We start from the raw sequence: 17,329 nt of genomic DNA, 5'->3' as shown, positions 1-17,329 counted from the left end.
CTATTGCCCGCAGACAGCGCCCTTGCCCTTTCCTTGACGGCCCGAACTGCCTAGAATAATCGCCCTGCTGTTTCAGCCATTTATCTACGAGAGGATTTTCCATGGAGACGTTTCTGCTCGAAGGGCACCCCTTTATTGCCCTGTGTGACCTTATCAAACATCAGGGGTGGGCTGATTGTGGCGGCGCAGCCAAGGCGCTGATCGCCGACGGTCTGGTCGAGGTAAACGGTCAGGTGGAGACCCGCAAGCGCTGCAAGATAGTGGCCGGCCAGGTAGTCAACTTCAACGGCATGAAGGTGGTAGTGAAAGAGGGCGTCAGCCCCGAGATCCTCTGACCTCGCTTGAATCTTGAATAAGGGCGCCGACGCGCCCTTTGGCATTCAGCTGGCCTTGATGGAGAGGGTCAGCACAAAGCGCGCCATCGCCTCATCCCCGTTCAGTGACGGACAGGTTGCCACCACCTGGATGGGGCGGTTGATGCGTTGACCACTCGCCAACGACTCGTCGATCATGGCGTCGATCTCCTCCCCGGCCGCGCAGTCAAACTGCACATCCCCCTCGGGCCGTTTCAGAAACTCCCCCTGCACATCCTTGAAGGCGAAGTGCACCTTCTTGCGCCGCTGCCGCCCCTTCTCCATCACCAGCAAACCGCCCACCAGATCGGCGCCGGTGGCCAGCGCACCGAAATACATGCTGCCTAGGTGGTTGCGGGTGCGCCAGCCGAGCGGAATGCGGATGCGCAGCGCCTTGGCACTCATCTCTTCGATGACGGGGGCACAAAAACCGATGACGGGAATGTAGCGCCAGGCAAAGAGCCGCAGCGCCAGGTTGGCCTTCAAACGTTGCAAATCCATATGCGAACTGATCCGATGAGTTAATGTAAACAACATGTTGCCAGCATGGCTGGCGTTCGACAAGGACGCGGATCACGCTGCCGCCATTTCTCCAGCCTAAAAAAGAGGGAACCGCAATGGTTCCCTCTGCTCGTTTCTGTGGCTGTCAGGCCCGCTTCTCCTCGAGCCAGGCTCCCTGGCTCTGCATCTCGAACAGCTGGGCATAGTGGCCGCCCAGCGCCATCAGCTCGCCATGGGTACCCCGCTCGTTCACCTGACCGCGGGAGAGCAGCAGGATCTCGTCTGCGTCGACGATGGTCGAGAGGCGGTGGGCGATGGCGATGGTAGTGCGGCCACGGCGCGCCGCCGCCAGCGCCGAAGAGAGGGCCAGCTCGGTCTGGGAGTCCACGCTGGCGGTCGCCTCGTCCAGAATGAGGATGCGCGGATCTCCCACCAGGGCGCGGGCAAAGGAGAGCAGCTGACGCTGACCGGCGGAGAGGTTCTTGCCCCCCTCCTCCATCAGGGTGTTCAAGCCCTCCGGCAGGCTCAGCACGAACTCGGCCAGCTGCACCTCGGTCAGCGCCTGCCACAGGCGCGCCTCGTCGATCCCGTCACGGCCGAGGCGCAGGTTTTCGGCCAAGGTGCCGACGAAGATGAAGGGATCCTGCTGTACCAAGCCGATGCTGCGGCGCACCGCCGAGAGCGACAGACTCGCCATCGGGTGATCATCGAAACGGATGGTGCCCTGATCCAGCGGGTAGAAGCCCATCAACAGGCTGATGATGGTGGACTTGCCGCTCCCGGTGTGGCCCACCAGTGCCAGCATCTGGCCAGGACGGGCAGCAAAGCTCACATCCCGCAGCACCAGCTGCTCGCCATCGTAGGAGAAGCTCACCCGCTCGAAGCTCACCTGCCCCTTGAGCGGGCGCATCTCGCCCGCGGTGCTCTCGCGCGCTTCATCAAGCAGGGCAAAGACCCGCTCCCCCGCCACCATGGCTTGCTGCAACTGGTTGAGCTGGTTGGTCATCTCGATGAGCGGCTCGATCATCCGCCCCAGATAGCTGATGAAGGCGTAGAGCACCCCCACCTGGATGGCACCCTCCGCACTCAGTCCCTCGCGGGCAAACAGCGCCAACAGGCCGATCAGCACCATCATGTAGAAGAGATCGATGAGCGGGCGCAGCAAAATACCGTTGATCTTGAGGCTCTTGAGGCGCGCCGCCCAGTGCTGCTGATTCACCTCGGCAAAGGCGTTGGCAAAATGGCGCTCCTGCACCATGGCCTGAATGACCGGCATCCCCTGCAGCGACTCGTTGAGGCGGCTGTTGATGTCGGAGAGCAGGCTGCGGGTCGCTCGCACCACGGGCACGCTCAAGCGTTGATAGAGCCACATCACCCCGCCCACCGCCGGCAACAGACAGGCACACACCAGCATCAGCCGCAGATCCAGCAGCGCCATGGAGATGAGGATGCCGCACAGCAGCACCACCTTCTGCACCAAGAGCCCTATCACCTGCACATAGAGGTTCATGATCGCCTCGGTGTCGTTGGTGATGCGGGAGATGAGCGAGCCGGAGCGATGCTGGTCAAAGTAGCGGGCCGGCAACCGGATGGCTGTGGCAAATACCTGCTCGCGCAGGCGCTGCACCACCGCCTGGGCGATGCGGTTGAAGCGCAGGGACTGCAGGTAGAAACCGGCCGCAGACAGTACCTGCAGGCCGAGATAACCGGCGGCAATGGCCGCGATGGCGGGCCACACCAACTGGCGCGGCGCCAGATAGTCGTCGATGAATAGTTTGATGAGCAGGGGGCCGGCCACTTCGGCGCCGGTGGCCAGCAGCAGGCAGATCCCCGCCTGAATGAGCCAGCGCGGGTAACGGGCACAGTACCCGAGCAGTCGTTTGATGGTCGGGTTCACAGGCGCTCCTCCACGTCTTGCTCGAGACGCTGATAACGGACCATGTCCGCATACCAGCCGTTGTGGGCCATCAGGGCGCCGTGGCGACCCCGCTCACTGACATGGCCCTGCTCCAGCACCAGGATCTCGTCGGCCTGCTCCACCGCCGTCATCCGGTGGCTGACCAGGATCAGGGTCCGTTTGTGGGCCTTGAGGGCGTGCAGGATCTGCTGCTCGGTGTGGGCATCCACCGCCGAGAGGGCATCGTCCAGCACCAGGATGGGAGCCTCCAGCAGCAGGGCGCGGGCGATGGCGAGCCGCTGTTTCTGGCCGCCGGAGAGGGTCACCCCCTTCTCCCCCACTTCGGTCTCATAACCCTTGGGAAAGCGGCTGATGTCATCGTGCACGCAGGCGATGCGCGCCACCCGCTCAATCTCCTCCCGGCTGGCATCGGGGCGGCCGAGGGCGATGTTGGCGGCGATGGTGGTGGAGAAGAGAAACGGCTCCTGCGGCACATAGGCAAACTGGCTGCGCAGCTCACCCAGCGCCAGTTGCGAAATGGGTGTCTCCCCCATGCGGATCTCCCCCGCGGTGGGGTTGGCCAGCCGCATCAACAGCTTGAGCAGGGAACTCTTGCCCGCCCCGGTGCGCCCGACGATCCCCAGCATGCCGCCGGCTTGCAGGGTGAACTCCACATTGCGCAGCAGGGTGCGTTGCTCGAGCTGGTAGCTGAGCGTCACGGCGCGCAGCGGAAAGGCCGAGGCCAGCGCCACCGGGTGAACCGGCTCTTCGATGTCGCTGCGCTCGGCCAGCAGGCTCTCGATCCGCGAATAGGCGGCGCTGCCGCGCTCGATGATGTTGAACAGCCAGGCGATGGCAAACATGGGCCAGATCAGCTGACCGAGGTACATGGTGAAGCTGGTGAGCTCCCCCAGGGTCAGCTCGTCACGCAGCACCAGGGCGCTGCCGCCGGCCACTGCGAGGAAGTAGGAGCAGCCGATGCACAGGTAAATCACGGGGTCGAACTTGGCATCGATACGGGCCACCGCCATGTTGCAGGCGCCCGCCTCCCGGGTCAGTTCGGCAAAACCGCGATCTTCAAGCGACTCCACCGCGTAGGACTTGAGCACCCGCACGCCGGAGAGCGCCTCCTGGGTCTTGTTGTTGAGCCGGGAAAAGGCCCCCTGCGCCGCCTTGAACTCCTTGTAGATCTGGGTGCCGAAGCGGTTCATGAAGAACGCCATCACCGGCAGCGGCAACAGGGAGAGCAAGGTCAGCTGCCAGGAGTACTGGCTGCACATGATGGAGAGCACCAGAATGCCGACGATCATGGAGTCCACCAGGGTCAGCACCCCTTCCCCGGCGGTCATCTCCACCGCCTGGATGTCGTTGGTGGCGTGGGCCATCAGATCGCCGGTGCGGTGTCGCTGGTAAAAATCCGGGCTCATGCGGGTAAAGTGGCCAAAGAGCCGGTTGCGCAGCACATAGGCCAGCCGGTAGGAGGCACCAAACAGCATGACCCGCCACACGTAGCGCAGCAGATAGATAAGCAGACCCAGCCCAAACAAGCCGGCCAGATAACCGGTCAGGGTGGCGCTGTCCAGCGACCCTTTGGCGATGCCATCCACCACCCAGCCCACCACCTTGGGCGGGATCACGGTCAACAGGGCCACCATCATCAACAGCGAGATGGCGACCAGGTAACGCTGCCACTGCTCCTTGAAGAACCAGCCCAGCCTTGCAAATACGCTCACGTAGATATCCTTTGTCGCGGCAGGCCGAGGCTGCCGCCCGTCATGGAAAGCCCAATGCAATCGCCCCCGGCTGGGGGCGATACGAGGAGGTCATGATAGCCTGAAGCAGAAGGCTTGAGAATTATTGCTATTTCACTTGTTACAACAAACGATCATCGCGCTGTCCAAAGGCGCCATATGATGCTTCATGCTGCTCTCCGGTCAGCAGGAAGTGAGACACCTCCTCCCGGGTCAGACTGAAGACCTGCTGCAACTGCTCCAGATCCTGCTCGGTGAGCTCTTCCTGCTGGCGCAGTCGCCACTCCAGCTCGCCGGCGAGGATCTGCAGGCGGGAGGCGGAGATGTTGGCGGAAACCCCCTTGAGGGTATGCAGCAACCGGCAGGCGATGTCGGGCTGCTGGCGACGCAGGGCGGAGCGGATCTCCCACAGGTCATCCTTGTGCTCCGACATGAACAGCTTGAACAGGATCTGCAGCGCCTCCTTGTCCTGCTCCAGCCGTCTGAGGGCATCCTCCAGATCCAGCACCCCCATCAGGTCGGGCGGCTTCACCTCCAGCGGCACCAGCCGCTCGCCGTTGGCGCTCTTCACCCACTGCAACAGGTTGTTGTAGAGATCGAGCTTGCTGACCGGCTTGGTGACGTAGCCGTTCATCCCCACGCCGAGACAGCGTTCCCTGTCTCCCGGCATGGCGCTGGCCGTCAGGGCGATGATGGGCACATCGTGCTTGTCCACCATCTTGCGGATTTGACGAGTGGCATCCAGCCCGTCCAGCACCGGCATCTGCAAGTCCATCAGGATCACGTCAAACGGCTGCTCGGCCACCCGCTCGACCGCCTCCCGGCCGTTGCCCACCACGGTCACCAGGGCATCGACCCGGCGCAGATATTCGATGATGAGCTGCTGGTTGACCCGGTTGTCCTCCGCCAGCAGCACCCGGATGCCTTGCAGCAGCTCGCGAAAATGCTGCTGATCGCCCTGCACCTCGGCCTGGCGGAACTGCTGATCGTGTGAACTGCCGTTGAGCAGCTCGTCCACCTTGGCCAGCAGGGCATTTTCGGTCATCGGCTTGGGCAGAAAATGGGTCAGCCCCATGCTCTCCATCCGCCCGTGCAACCCCTCCTTGGCCCAGGCACTGGTCATCAGGATGGGCAGCCGGCGCCACTGGCTGTGCTGATACATCTCGAGCGCCAGATCCAGTCCATCCTCTTGCCCCATGCGCCAGTCCAGAATGGCCAGCCGGACGTTCTGCCCCTCTTCCCGCAGCACCTGACGCGCCCGCGAGAGGCTGTTGACCGCCATCACCCTGGCCCCGGCCCGGCCCAGGATATCCTTGGCCAGGTCAAGCACCAGCTCGTTGTCATCCATCACCAGCACCAGCGGCTGATTCTCAAAGAAGACCCGCCGCCCGGAAACGCCGTACACCGCCTTGGTCATGGGGATCTCGAACTGGAACACCGAGCCCGCACCCGGTTTGCTCTGCACCGTGATCCGTCCTCCCATCAGCTCCACCAGCCGCTGAGAGATGTTGAGGCCAAGCCCGGAGCCGCCATATTTGCGAGTGTTGCCCGCCTCCAGCTGGGTGAAGGGCTGGAACAGCTGGGCCTGTTTCTCCTCGGCAATGCCGATGCCGGTGTCACGCACGCTAAAACGCACCTGCATGGGATGGGGGTTGACCAGGGTGATGGACACCTCCACCTCGCCCCGCTCGGTGAACTTGATGGCGTTGTTGACCAGATTGACCAGCACCTGACCGAGGCGCAGCGGGTCGCCACGCAGAAAGTCGGGCACCGCCGGCGACTTGTTGATGATCACCTCGACGTGCTTGCGCTCGGCCAGATCGGCGAACATGCCCGCCAGCGAGTCGATCTGCTCGCTGAGATCGAAGTCGATCTCCTCCAGCGTCAGCTTGCCGGACTCCACCTTGGTCAGGTCCAGGATGTCGTTGATGAGCAGCAGCAAGGTATCCGATGAGGATTTGATCTTGCTGAGATAATCGCGCTGCTGTTGATCCAGCTCGGTCTGCAGCGCCAGCGAGCTGAAGCCGATGATGGCGTTCATGGGGGTGCGGATCTCGTGGCTCATGTTGGCCAGAAAGTCGCTCTTGGCCTGGGCCAGCAAACCAGTCTGACGCGACAGCTCGCTCAACTTCTGGTTGCGCCGCCACAGGGTCACCGCCACCAGACCGAAGCAGAGCATGGCGCCCCCCAGCACCATCAGGTAGAAGCGGCTCTTGAGGGAGGAGGCCTGCTCCATCTTGCTCTGTTTCCAGCGCGACAGCCCCTCCAGCTCGTGCATGTCGATGACCTGGTTGCGCAGCACGTGATACGCCACGACCTGATGACTGACATCCTCGCTCAGCTGGGCCAACCCGACTACCTCGGGATAAGCGGGATAGGCTGTCTTGAGACGGCGCTGCAGGGCCTGCAACTGCTGTTGCTCGCCCTTGTCCCAGCTGCGTTTGAGGTAATTGCTGAGCTGGGCCAGCTCGGTCAGATCGATGGCCAGCGGAGCGTCCGCCGGCAGGGTTGCCAGCAAGCCGTTCAGCTGCTTTTGAAAGGGCTGCTCTATGTACTCGATCGCCATCTCCATGGAGTAGAGCTTGGCGAGATCAAGCAGATAGCTGTCGATATCGTGCAACAGCGATTGAGAGTGAGGATTGTCGGCCGAGTCGGGGTCGTTGCGCACCTGGCGCACGAAACTGTCGAGGTTGCTCGACAGCTGATTGAGACGCTGCTGTACATTGCCGTCGTTGGCCTTCTCGCGCCCCAGCAGATAGACGGTATCGGTATTGACCCGGTTGAGGATCAACTCCGCCGCCACGCTGAGCTCCGAGGCTTTCTGCTGCTGGCTGAGCAGTTGCCAGCAATAGCCGGAAAACGCCAGCAGCGATACGATGATCAGGCTAAGTACAACACGATTGACCCGTGTCACATTATTCATCCCGTCTCGATTCTCATGTCATGGCCATGCATCCACCGACATCACGTCGCTACGGGATCACTGGCTGTGAAAGATAATTGACTGCTATGTTACCGTTACTCTGCCCTGACAGTGCAATAAAGATGTTGCAGGGCTTATGCATACAGGAATCAATTATGTCATTTATCACTACCTATTGTAGCCATTGCTTCACCAGGAACCGCCTGCCCGAGGAGAAGGTGGATTCAAATGCGAAGTGTGGTCGCTGCAAGAGCGGACTGTTCGCCACCACCCCGGTCACTGGCCAGGAGCAGCAATTCGATACCCTGATCCAGTCCGACATCCCGGTCGTGGTCGACTTCTGGGCCAGCTGGTGTGGACCATGCCTTCAATTTTCACCTGTTTTTCAACAAGTTGCCAGTGAACTTGAGCCAAAAATCCGCTTCGTCAAGGTCGATACCGAGCAACAGGCCGCCATCGCGGCCCGCTACGCCATTCGCAGTATCCCCACCCTGATGGTATTCAAGCAGGGCAAGATGCTGGCTCAGCGCAGCGGCTCCCTGCCCCCCAGTCTGTTCAAGGAGTGGCTTGCCTCCTTCCTGAACAGCCACAAATGATACCAATTTGTTTAATTTGTGTTTTATTTATGTTTTAACTTGTCTTGACTCTGTGAGTCTCGGCATGCTTTGACCAGATCCCCCTGTTTCAAACGGGGGGATGAATGTAATCTCGGCAACACAACAACAACCATAAATTAACCGAGAGAACGATATGCACACATCTGCAGTACCCTCTACTACCCCATCACGCTGGCTGGACGTCAAATCCGGGATCGTCATCCTGGATGTCCTGCTGCTCTGTGCCATGCTCGCCTGGCTGCCGTTTGACCCCAACGTCAACAAGGGGCTGGGGATACTGGTCTTCATCGCCATTCTCTGGCTGACCGAAGCAGTCAACATCACCATCACGGCCCTCTCCATCCCGGTACTTGCCACCCTGCTCGGGGTGTTTGACATGAGCAAGTCCCTGACGGATTTCGCCAACCCGGTGCTGTTTCTCTTCTTCGGCGGCTTCGCACTGGCTGCAGCCCTCTCCAAACAAGGGCTGGATACCCAGATCGCCGCCAAGGTGATGCAGCTTGCCAAGGGTCACCTCGGCTGGGCCGCCATCGTGCTCTTCACCATCACGGCCGCCCTCTCCATGTGGATCAGCAACACCGCCACCGCCGCCATGATGATGCCGCTGGCCCTCGGCATGCTCAAAGGCATCGACGCCCACAAGGAGCGCCGCACCCTGGTCTTCGTCCTGCTGGGGGTCGCCTACAGCGCCAGCATCGGCGGTATCGGCACCCTGGTGGGCAGCCCGCCCAACGCCATCGCGGCCGCCCAGATGGGGCTGGGTTTCACCGACTGGATGAAGTTTGGCATCCCGGTGGTGCTTATCTTCATGCCGGTGGGCATCGGCCTGCTGTATCTGGTGACGCGCCCCGACCTCTCCCATCAGGTCAGCACCGAGAAGGTGACCATCCAGTGGACCGGTCAACGCAAGATCACCCTGCTCATCTTCCTGACCACGGTACTGCTGTGGATCGGCTCCCAACCCATCGCCAAGGCAATGGGGGGCATTCCCCAGTTCGATACCCTGATCGCCATGTGCGCCATCGTGGCCATTGCCATCAGCCGGGTGGCCAGCTGGGATGACATCAACCAGAACACCGACTGGGGCGTGCTGATGCTGTTCGGCGGTGGCCTCACCCTAAGCGCCATCCTGAAGCAGACTGGCGCCAACGCCTTCCTGGCGGAGCACCTCTCCAACGGTCTGGCCACCATGCCTATCTTCATCATCCTGCTCTGCCTGGCTGCATTCGTGGTGTTCCTGACCGAACTGGTCTCCAACACCGCCACCGCCGCCCTGTTGGTGCCGCTGTTTGCCGGGGTCGCTGAGGCGCTGGGGGTCTCCCCCATCGTTGTCTCCGTGCTGATCGCCGTCGGTGCCTCCTGCGCCTTCATGCTGCCGGTGGCCACCCCGCCCAACGCCATCGTGTTCGCCAGCGGTTACATCAAACAACGTGAGATGATGCGAGCCGGCCTGGTGCTGAACCTGGTCTTCACCGTCATTCTGACCATGCTCGCCTACTTCATGGGCGACATACTGCACTGAGACATATTCACTGATATGCCGAATACCAAGGCCCCTGACGGGGCCTTTTTTATTGTCTCACTTGCCTGCCGATTCTCGAGTGCACACCTTTTTCTCCCGCCCTCAGCCCCCCCTCATTCGACGTCACACGTCCTCAAATAGCAGAACTGTATGCAGAGGGTGGCAATGGGCAGTCAGGCAGTCAGGCAGTCAGGCAGTCAGGCAGTCAGGCAGTCAGGCAGTCAGGCAGTCAGGCAGTCAGGCAGTTTGCTTTTGTCCCGCATTCACACAACCAACACCGCCCACGCCCAATAAAAAACCCCCGCATGGCGGGGGTTTGGTTTGCTCTCTGGTCAGCCGATGCTGCAGGGCTTCAGGTTCCAGATCCGATCCACATAGTCCTGGATGGAGCGGTCGGAGTTGAACTTGCCCATGGTGGCCGAGTTGATGATGGCCTTCTTGGCCCACAGTGCAGGATCCCGATACCAGGTATCGATCAGCTTGTGTGCTTCCGAGTAGGAGGCAAAATCGGCCAGCGTCAGGTAGGGATCCCCCCCTTCCAGCAAGGAGCGCTTGATGGAGGAGAGCTCGCCCGGACGACCCGGCGTGAAGTAGTCGGTATCAAACCAGTCCAGCACGGCTTTGAGCTCGGAGTTGGCGTAGTAGAAGTCATAAGGGTTGTAACCACGCCCCTTCAGTGCCTTCACCTCGTCCACGTTCAGACCGAAGATGGCGCAGTTCTCGGCCCCCGCCTCTTCGGCGATCTCGATGTTGGCGCCGTCCAGGGTACCGATGGTGATGGCACCGTTCAGGGCCATCTTCATGTTGCCAGTACCGGAGGCTTCATAACCGGCAGTGGAGATCTGCTCGGAGACGTCGGCCGCCGGGATCAGCTTCTCGGCCAGGCTCACCCGGTAGTTCGGCATGAACACCACTTTCAGCTTGCCCTGAATGCGGGTGTCATTGTTGACCCGCTCCGCCAGCTTGTTGATGGCGTAGATGATGTCCTTGGCCAGCTTGTAACCGGGCGCCGCCTTGGAGCCGAAGATGAATACCCGCGGATGCATGTCGTAGTCGGGGTTGGCCAGCAGACGACGATAGAGCGCCATGATGTGGATGAGGTTCAGTTGCTGGCGCTTGTACTCGTGCAGACGCTTGATCTGGACGTCGAAGATCGCCTCGGCACTGACCTCGATACCGGTTTCCGCCTTGATGACCTTGACCAGCTTCTCCTTGTTGTGGCGCTTGATGGTCATGAACTGCTTCTGGAAGGCCTTGTCGTCGGCAAACTTGGTGACGCTGCGCAGCTTGTCCAGTTGCAGCGGCCACTCCTTGCCCACCACTTCGTTGTAGAGCTCGGCCAGTTCCGGGTTGCAGGCCAGCAGCCAGCGACGGGGGGTCACGCCGTTGGTGACGTTGCACATCTTCTCGGGCCACAGCTCGGCATACTCGGGGAAGAGATCTTCCTTCACCAGCTTGGAGTGGATCTCGGCCACGCCGTTCACCTTGGAGGAGCCGATGACACACAGGTTGCCCATGCGCACCTTGCGCACCGCTCCCTCTTCGATGATGGAGAGCTTGGCCTTGATGGCGTCGTTGCCCGGCCACTTGGGCTCCACCAGCTCGCCCAGGAAACGGGCGTTGATTTCGTAAATGATCTCGAGATGGCGCGGCAACACCTTCTCGAACAGGCTGACCGACCACTTCTCCAGCGCTTCCGGCAGCAGGGTGTGGTTGGTGTAGGAGAACACCTGGTAGCTGATGGCCCAGGCCGCTTCCCAGGTCAGCCCCTCTTCATCCACCAGCACCCGCATCAGTTCGGGGATGGCGACGGTGGGGTGGGTATCGTTGAGCTGAATGGCGATCTGGGCGGCAAAGTTGCTGAAATCGGCGCCATGCACCCGCTTGTAGCGACGCATGATGTCCTTGATGGAGCAGGCACAGAAGAAGTACTGCTGGATCAGGCGCAGCTCTTTGCCCGCATCGGTCTCGTCATTCGGATAGAGCACCTTGGAGATGGTCTCGGCCTGGGCTTTTTCCGCCTGGGAGTCGATATAACCACCAGCGTTGAACACGTCCCAGTCAAAAAACTCGGAGGCGCGAGACTCCCACAGGCGCAGGATGTTGACGGTATGACCGCCAAAACCGACTACCGGAATATCCCAGGGCACCCCTTTGATCTTGCGACCGGCGTGCCACACCTTCTTGAGGCCGCCGTTGTCACCAAAGACGGTCTCCACGTAACCGTAGAGCGGGATCTCCTGCACCGATTCCGGGCGGCAGATCTCCCAAGGGTTGCCATATTCGCGCCAGGAGTCCGGACGCTCAATCTGACGGCCATCCTGAATTTCCTGACGGAACAGACCGTGCTCGTAGTGGATGCCATAGCCGACCGCCGGGTAGTTCAGGGTCGCCAGCGAATCGATGAAGCAGGCGGCCAGACGGCCCAGGCCGCCGTTGCCGAGTGCCATGTCGGGCTCTTGTTCACACAGATCGGTCAGTTCCAGACCAAGTTCGCCCAACGCCTCTTCGCAAATCTTGTACAGGGAGAGGTTGTGCAGGTTGTTGGAGGTCAGGCGCCCCATCAGGAATTCAGCAGAGAGATAGTGAATTGCACGAGTATCTTTCTTGAAGTGAGTCTGCTGAGTGCGGGTCAGGCGCTCGTACACCTGTTCGTTGACGGCGGCTGCGGTCGCTTTCCACCACGCTTCTGGCGAGGCTTTCTGTTCGCTTGTACCCAAGGTAGAACGCAGGTGACGCACGATACTCGCCTTGAGCTGATCTTTATCCAGTTGGAGATCCTGGTCTGTCTTCTTCTTGGTAGCCATAAACCATTTCCTTCGTTACAGAATAATAAATTGTTATCCCATCAGGGACCGGTGCTGTTGTTATCTGAGAATATGTTCCGGCGTGGGCATACTAGCTAAAGCCGCAGCTTGAAAAGTTAACGCAAGTCACACTTTAACGTATAAAAATGACAGTTCAAGTTTGAAAACCCTTTCCTGAAACCTGCAAATAAAAACCCATCATTTTCTTTAAAATCAAGGCCTTAAATCCATGACTAAAATATAAATTCATGAATAGGTTTTCAATGATTGCCAAGCGCTGAAAATCCATGAAAATAGCTGAAAATTCAGCGCACATTGAAAACGATTTCAATGTGCGCCATTCATGAAAAAATAGAACAGTGCCATTCGGGGAGTGTTCGCCGCTCAACCGTGGGCCTTGAACTGGTTGCTCATGGGATCGTAGTGGTAGCCAATCTGCAACAGGCGAGTGGCAAGCTGGTCTTCCGTCATGTCGTAATAGGCCAGCAATTCCTCCAGCCCGTCGCACTCCAGCCGCAGCTTCTCATTGATGATCCCGAGCAGGATATTGGCATCCAGTCGTTGCAAGGTGCTGACGTCCATCCTCATCTCTCCTCTGTACAGGACATACTGTATAACCATGGGCGCCCCTGCCCGCTTTGTCCATAGCCTGAAAAACACCCACTTAAAGATTGAAGTTTATATACTTTAAAATCAATTGGTTAACTTCTTTCATTACCGTTCAGATCACATTTTTGGCCACAAACGGCTTGTCACTGCTGCGAACAACAACTACTGTATACACATACAGCATGGTTATTCATACAGGAAAGCATATGAGCCAGCCCATGAGCCACACCCTTGTCTCCGTCGCCAGCATGAGCAGCCCCTGGCCCACCCGCCATCAGGGCAAGCAGGACGAATATCGCCACTCTGCGAGCCTCACCCGGGAGCCGCCGCTGCTCGATGAGCTGGTGCGCTTGAGCCAGGGTGACACGGGCTGGATCCTGCTCATTGCGCCACCCGGTCTGCCCGTGGCCAAGCAGTTGCAGGCACAGGGGATCAATCCGGCTCGGGTACTGGTGGTACACAGCCCCAAGATCAAGAACTGGCAATCCACGCTGGAGCAGAGTCTGGGCAACGGCCGCTGCGCCGCCGTGCTGACCTGGCTGCCGGAACAGGTCACGCTGGATCGGGCCAAGCTGAGCACGCTGGGGCAACGCTGTGGTGTATTGACCCGTTTCTTCGAGCCAGTCGCCTCCTCTCCCGCTCATGGTGGCTCGCTGGTCTATGGCGGACAGGATGTTTATCTCAATCACTGACCCCCAACCGTGTGAGGAGATGGGTTGTTCAGGTAGATTGATGATGACTTTTTAATTGGGTGATGAATCGTTTGCCAATCACCGATTAATAAAAGCCCTTGCTACCAGACAACAGTGGCAAGGGTGAATAGGCGCCAGCCAACTGGCGGACGTGGGATCCAGCGTTGACAGCCTTGTGCACCACGCACAGAGAGCGTCAGTTGGCAGTTGGCAGTTGGCAGTTGGCAGTTGGCAGTTGGCAGTTGGCAGTTGGCAGTTGGCAGTTGGCAGTTGGCAGTTGGCAGTTGGCAGTTGGCAGTTGGCAGTTGGCAGTTGGCAGTTGGCAGTTAAAATTCGCACGACAGACACGCAGACGAAAAGAAAAGGCGACCCTGGGGTCGCCTTCGTTTTGTTTGTTATGGCTGAGGCTGCATGACGGCCACATCCATGGCAGTCGCGCATCGCGCCCATGCACTCAGGGCATAATGACCCGGCTCCATACCGTAGGTGAACAGCCCTCAGGCATCTTCAACTCACGCCAGCTTGCCATCGAGCTCGGCAATCTTGGCAGACCAGTAGGCCGGCCCAGTCTCGTGGATATTGTTGCCCTGGGAGTCGACCGCCACGGTCACCGGCATGTCCTCGACTTCGAACTCATAGATGGCTTCCATGCCCAGATCGGCGAAGGCCACCACCCGCGCCTTCTTGATGGCCTTGGCCACCAGATAGGCGGCACCACCGACGGCCATCAGATAGACGGCCTGGTGCTGCTTGATGCTCTCGACCGTCTTGGGGCCCCGCTCAGACTTGCCGATCATGCCGATGAGACCGGTTTCCCCCAGCATCATGTCGGTAAACTTGTCCATCCGGGTGGAGGTGGTCGGGCCGGCCGGGCCGACCACTTCGTCACGCACGGCATCGACCGGGCCCACGTAATAGATGAAGCGGTTGGTGAAATCGACCCCTTCCGGCAGCCCCTCACCTTTTTTCAGCATGTCGGCAATGCGCTTGTGAGCGGCATCGCGACCGGTGAGGATCTTGCCGGAGAGCAACACGGTATCCCCGCTCTTCCAGCTGGCGAGCTCTGCCTTGGTGATGCCGTCGACATTGACCCGGCGCACGTTGCCGCCGGCCGAACGGGTGATCTCCGGCCAATCTTCCAGTTTCGGCGGGGTCAGCTCGGCCGGGCCGGAACCATCCAGCTCGAAGTGGACATGGCGGGTAGCCGCGCAGTTGGGGATCATCACCACCGGTTTGGAGGCGGCATGGGTCGGGGCGGACTTCACCTTCACGTCCAGCACGGTCGTGAGGCCGCCGAGGCCCTGGGCACCGATGCCGAGCTTGTTGACCTTGTCGTAGAGCTCGACCCGCAGCTTCTCCTCTGTGGTCTCGGGACCACGGGCGATAAGCTCCTGGATGTCGATGTGCTCCATCAGCGCTTCCTTGGCCAGCACGGCCGCCTTCTCGGCAGTACCGCCGATGCCGATGCCCAGCATGCCGGGCGGACACCAGCCTGCCCCCATGGTCGGCACTGTCTTGAGCACCCACTCGACGACGTCGTCGGAGGGGTTGAGCATCACCATCTTGGATTTGTTCTCGGAGCCGCCGCCCTTGGCCGCGATGCTCACTTCCACCTTGTTGCCCGGGATCATGTCGATGTGCACCACGGCCGGGGCGTTGTCTTTGGTGTTCTTGCGGCTGCCGGCGGGGTCGGCCAGCACGGAGGCACGCAGCGGGTTGTCCGGGTTGGTGTAGGCACGGCGCGTCCCTTCATCCACCATCTCCTGCACAGTCATGTCGCTGTCCCACTGCACCTGCATGCCGATCTTGACGAAGCAGGTGACGATGCCGGTATCCTGGCAGAGCGGACGATGGCCTTCGGCGGACATGCGGGAGTTGATCAGGATCTGGGCCAGGGCATCCTTGGCGGCCGGGTTGATCTCCCGGTCATAGGCAGCCTTGGCGGCATGCACGAAATCGAGGGGGTGGTAGTAGGAGATGTACTGCAGGGCGTCGGCGATGGAATCGATAAAATCCTGTTTTTTAATGATGCTCATATCATCCTCACTGGTCCTTGTCTCCCGTGTGGGTTGGAGCAAGGGCTTCCATATGAGCCGTGCTTCGGTGGGGTGGTGCCAGGCGGTCTGCCTGTCTGCCCGATAAGACAACGGCGCGTTTTTTCTAAAAATTCCGGCGCCTATGATACGCTTGCCACCCCGTACCGGCTAGGGAGCAGGCTGCAAACTGTTGCCTGTGTAACAAAAAATGAAACCAACGCTGCATATCCACCATTTTGAACACCAGATGGCGCTCCATGCGCTGTTCGCCCGCCTTCACCACCTGCCCTGGGCCATGTTGCTGGGATCCGCCGGCCCGCTGGGTGCGGACAACCGCTTTGACATCATCACCGCCGATCCGCTGGCCACCCTGCAGACCGACGGGGCGCTGACCCGCATCGAGCAGGGAGAGCAACACGAGTCCAGTGAAGATGATCCGCTGACCCTGCTGGCCCGGTGCCAGCGCGACCTGCTGGGAGAGATCACCACTCAAGCGCCCCCCCTGCCCTTCATCGGCGGGGCGCTCGGCCTGTTTGGCTATGATCTGGGCCGCCGCTTCGAGCGTCTGCCGAACCTGGCCACCCGCGACGTCACCATTCCTGACATGGCGGTCGGCATCTATGACTGGGCCCTGCTGCGGGAGGTGGCAACGGGCAAATGGCAGCTGGTGCACTGGGGCGACGAGGCCGGCCTTGCCCGCCGGCTGCAGTGGCTGGAGGCACAACACGAGCTTGCCGCAGACCCCTTCGCTCTTGCAGGCGCTTGGCGCAGCAACATGAGCCGCACCGAATATGGCGACAAATTTGCCCGGGTGCAGGCCTATCTGGCGGCAGGGGATTGCTATCAAATCAACCTGACCCAGCGTTTCAGCGCCCCCTATCGAGGTGACGAGTGGCAGGCCTACCAGGCGTTGTCACGGGCCAACCGCGCCCCCTTCTCGGCCTTCCTGCGCTTGCCGCAAGGGGCCATCCTGAGCCTCTCCCCCGAGCGTTTCCTGCTGCTCGACCAGCGCCACATCGAGACCAAGCCCATCAAGGGCACTCGCCCGCGGCTGGCCGACCCTGCGCTGGATCAAGCCAGTGCCCGCGAGCTGGCGGAGGCCGACAAGGACAGATCGGAAAATCTGATGATCGTGGATCTGCTGCGCAACGACATCGGCCGGGTGAGCCGGCCCGGTTCGGTCAGCGTGCCCAGCCTGTTTGCGGTGGAATCCTTTCCGGCGGTGCACCACCTGGTTTCCACCATTCACGGCGAACTGGATGCCCGCTGGCAGGGCGTGGATCTGCTGCGCGCGTGCTTCCCCGGTGGCTCCATCACAGGCGCCCCCAAGATCCGGGCCATGGAGATCATCGAGGAGCTGGAGCCCCAGCGGCGCAACGCCTACTGCGGCAGCATCGGCTACCTCAGCCAGCACGGCCGAATGGACACCAGCATCTGCATCCGCACCCTGATCGCCGCACAGGGCCAGCTCCACTGCTGGGCTGGCGGTGGCGTCATCGCCGACTCCGACGTGGACGACGAATATCAGGAAACCTATGACAAGGTGGCCCGCATCCTGCCACTGCTGGACGCACTGCGTTGAAAACCTGACAAAATGATCTCAGCGACTTGAAGGAGTGAA

At 60.5% G+C, this 17,329-nt stretch carries 12 protein-coding genes; 5 read left to right on the top strand and 7 right to left on the bottom strand.

Annotation, left to right across the window (positions count from 1 at the left end; genetic code table 11):
- Positions 1-101 precede the first annotated feature (101 nt).
- Positions 102-335, top strand: a complete 234-nt coding sequence (gene ybcJ / locus I6L38_RS07100) for a ribosome-associated protein YbcJ (RefSeq protein WP_005300419.1) — start codon at positions 102-104, stop codon at positions 333-335.
- Positions 336-380: 45 nt separating this feature from the next.
- Here the strand turns inward: ybcJ and I6L38_RS07095 are convergent, their stop codons facing one another.
- The 4 genes from I6L38_RS07095 to I6L38_RS07080 all read right to left on the bottom strand — a co-directional run bounded on the left by I6L38_RS07095 (position 381) and on the right by I6L38_RS07080 (position 7,425).
- Positions 381-854, bottom strand: a complete 474-nt coding sequence (locus tag I6L38_RS07095) for a DUF4442 domain-containing protein (protein WP_005300417.1) — start codon at positions 852-854, stop codon at positions 381-383.
- Between the two features lie 145 nt (positions 855-999).
- A complete protein-coding gene (locus I6L38_RS07090; protein ID WP_216989324.1) occupies positions 1,000-2,751 on the bottom strand; it encodes an ABC transporter transmembrane domain-containing protein in 1,752 nt (583 codons plus the stop codon).
- Positions 2,748-4,484: an ABC transporter transmembrane domain-containing protein gene (locus I6L38_RS07085; protein ID WP_216989323.1), complete on the bottom strand. Its 1,737-nt coding sequence runs from the start codon at positions 4,482-4,484 to the stop codon at positions 2,748-2,750. Before I6L38_RS07085 ends, I6L38_RS07090 begins: the two co-directional genes overlap by 4 nt.
- Before the next feature lie 139 nt (positions 4,485-4,623).
- Entirely contained in the window at positions 4,624-7,425 is a 2,802-nt protein-coding gene (locus I6L38_RS07080; protein ID WP_214453836.1) for a response regulator, read from the bottom strand.
- A 155-nt stretch (positions 7,426-7,580) separates the two neighbouring features.
- Between I6L38_RS07080 and trxC the strand changes: the two genes are divergently transcribed.
- Together trxC and I6L38_RS07070 are read left to right on the top strand one after the other, a co-directional pair.
- Positions 7,581-8,021 (top strand): thioredoxin TrxC, encoded by a 441-nt coding sequence (trxC, locus tag I6L38_RS07075; RefSeq protein ID WP_017782654.1) that lies wholly within the window; start codon positions 7,581-7,583, stop codon positions 8,019-8,021.
- Between the two features lie 154 nt (positions 8,022-8,175).
- Positions 8,176-9,564 carry a DASS family sodium-coupled anion symporter gene (locus I6L38_RS07070; RefSeq protein ID WP_216989322.1) on the top strand — a complete coding sequence of 463 codons (1,389 nt, stop codon included), beginning with the start codon at positions 8,176-8,178 and terminating at the stop codon, positions 9,562-9,564.
- 332 nt (positions 9,565-9,896) lie between these two features.
- On the opposite strand, the gene I6L38_RS07065 is transcribed toward I6L38_RS07070, so the two are convergent.
- Positions 9,897-12,371, bottom strand: coding sequence for a glycogen/starch/alpha-glucan phosphorylase (locus tag I6L38_RS07065; RefSeq protein WP_005300394.1), 2,475 nt, complete (start codon positions 12,369-12,371; stop codon positions 9,897-9,899).
- 384 nt (positions 12,372-12,755) lie between these two features.
- A complete protein-coding gene (locus I6L38_RS07060) occupies positions 12,756-12,953 on the bottom strand; it encodes a DUF4250 domain-containing protein (RefSeq protein ID WP_005300391.1) in 198 nt (65 codons plus the stop codon).
- A 233-nt stretch (positions 12,954-13,186) separates the two neighbouring features.
- Between I6L38_RS07060 and I6L38_RS07055 the strand changes: the two genes are divergently transcribed.
- Positions 13,187-13,672 carry a cell division inhibitor gene (locus I6L38_RS07055; RefSeq protein ID WP_017765430.1) on the top strand — a complete coding sequence of 162 codons (486 nt, stop codon included), beginning with the start codon at positions 13,187-13,189 and terminating at the stop codon, positions 13,670-13,672.
- Positions 13,673-14,184: 512 nt separating this feature from the next.
- On the opposite strand, the gene I6L38_RS07050 is transcribed toward I6L38_RS07055, so the two are convergent.
- On the bottom strand, positions 14,185-15,708 hold the full coding sequence (locus I6L38_RS07050; protein ID WP_010634118.1) for a fumarate hydratase: 1,524 nt from the start codon (positions 15,706-15,708) through the stop codon (positions 14,185-14,187).
- Positions 15,709-15,955: 247 nt separating this feature from the next.
- Here I6L38_RS07050 and pabB point away from each other — a divergent pair, with 247 nt between their 5' ends.
- Positions 15,956-17,290 (top strand): aminodeoxychorismate synthase component 1, encoded by a 1,335-nt coding sequence (pabB, locus tag I6L38_RS07045; protein ID WP_181969427.1) that lies wholly within the window; start codon positions 15,956-15,958, stop codon positions 17,288-17,290.
- Positions 17,291-17,329 lie beyond the last annotated feature (39 nt).

Origin of the sequence: Aeromonas sp. FDAARGOS 1408 (assembly GCF_019048665.1) — a bacterium.
Taxonomy (GTDB): domain Bacteria; phylum Pseudomonadota; class Gammaproteobacteria; order Enterobacterales; family Aeromonadaceae; genus Aeromonas; species Aeromonas dhakensis.
Note: the sequence above shows the minus strand (reverse complement) of the source record. Positions and strands in the feature narration are given on the sequence as shown.

What these genes read in the sequence shown, in the direction of transcription:
- ybcJ (WP_005300419.1), top strand. Translation starts at nt 102, where the DNA reads ATGGAGACGTTTCTGCTCGAAGGGCACCCCTTTATTGCCCTGTGTGAC.
- I6L38_RS07095 (WP_005300417.1), bottom strand. Translation starts at nt 854, where the DNA reads ATGGATTTGCAACGTTTGAAGGCCAACCTGGCGCTGCGGCTCTTTGCC.
- I6L38_RS07080 (WP_214453836.1), bottom strand. Translation starts at nt 7,425, where the DNA reads ATGAATAATGTGACACGGGTCAATCGTGTTGTACTTAGCCTGATCATC.
- trxC (WP_017782654.1), top strand. Translation starts at nt 7,581, where the DNA reads ATGTCATTTATCACTACCTATTGTAGCCATTGCTTCACCAGGAACCGC.
- I6L38_RS07070 (WP_216989322.1), top strand. Translation starts at nt 8,176, where the DNA reads ATGCACACATCTGCAGTACCCTCTACTACCCCATCACGCTGGCTGGAC.
- I6L38_RS07065 (WP_005300394.1), bottom strand. Translation starts at nt 12,371, where the DNA reads ATGGCTACCAAGAAGAAGACAGACCAGGATCTCCAACTGGATAAAGAT.
- I6L38_RS07060 (WP_005300391.1), bottom strand. Translation starts at nt 12,953, where the DNA reads ATGGACGTCAGCACCTTGCAACGACTGGATGCCAATATCCTGCTCGGG.
- I6L38_RS07055 (WP_017765430.1), top strand. Translation starts at nt 13,187, where the DNA reads ATGAGCCAGCCCATGAGCCACACCCTTGTCTCCGTCGCCAGCATGAGC.
- I6L38_RS07050 (WP_010634118.1), bottom strand. Translation starts at nt 15,708, where the DNA reads ATGAGCATCATTAAAAAACAGGATTTTATCGATTCCATCGCCGACGCC.
- pabB (WP_181969427.1), top strand. Translation starts at nt 15,956, where the DNA reads ATGGCGCTCCATGCGCTGTTCGCCCGCCTTCACCACCTGCCCTGGGCC.